Below are 905 nucleotides of genomic sequence, written 5' to 3' on the forward strand. Positions count from 1 at the left end.
TACAGAGAAATGTTCATTCCTATGGCTTCTTCTTCTGAGATATTTATTGATGATATATTGAAAAAATCCTTGATTTTCAAGGAAAAAAGACTTGACTTAATAGGGAGGAAATAAAAATGGTACAGATTATGTGGAAAGAAATAATAGTGGGTTTCATGCTGTTGTTTATTTTTCGGTGGCTATTAAATGTTTACATGATTAATACATATAATAAAATGGCAAGGCTGTTTGGTAAGACAAACAATGTGGAAACATTGAAAAAAAGAATGAAGAAACATAGAAAACTTTGTGATTTTTTTCTATAGGACCATGGAATCAGGAAATATATGCCATATATAATGGATTGTGCTGGATGTTAGCTTCTCTGGAGTTATTAGAAGGGAGAGAGGATCAGTTTTTGCAGTATGTAAACAGCATAAAGAAGGGAAAAGAATATGAAATAAAACCATTTGCTTTTGCTTTATATTATCGTTCAAGAAAGAACCAAAGTTTAGCCGAGGAATGGTATCGGGATTATTTGAAATGTAATTATCAACATATTGAAATGTATTTGCTGTTAGATTATATTTTTTCGGAAAACAAAAGGAGTCTTGATAAAACAATGAGTAAAGTAATTGGTCTTTTTAAGAATCCTGCGACGATAATATTGATCAAAGATAATGGGATAATATAAAGAGATAGCAGTTTTCGTATTGGTTTGCGTTGATTTAACAAGATATAGCAAGAATTCTCCCACCTCTTTAGGTGGCGAGATGAATTGCAAAAAAATACGAGAGAACACTTGTTCTAATGTACCGGATGTGGTACAATATAATCAGTCGAATAAAAGAAAGGATTGATTATAATATGGATTTGGATAATAATGCACATTCAGTATTTTTGTTATATTATCATTTGATTATGGT

General features: G+C 30.5%; 1 protein-coding gene. It reads left to right on the forward strand.

Annotation, left to right across the window (positions count from 1 at the left end; translation table 11 throughout):
• Nucleotides 1–352 precede the first annotated feature (352 nt).
• Complete coding sequence (locus ACTNB3_RS17810) at nucleotides 353–673, forward strand: hypothetical protein (RefSeq protein WP_441027293.1); 321 nt, start codon at nucleotides 353–355, stop codon at nucleotides 671–673.
• The last annotated feature ends 232 nt before the right edge of the window (nucleotides 674–905 follow it).

The sequence above is a fragment of the Bariatricus sp. HCP28S3_D3 genome, from assembly GCF_052065755.1.
GTDB lineage: Bacteria > Bacillota > Clostridia > Lachnospirales > Lachnospiraceae > Allocoprococcus.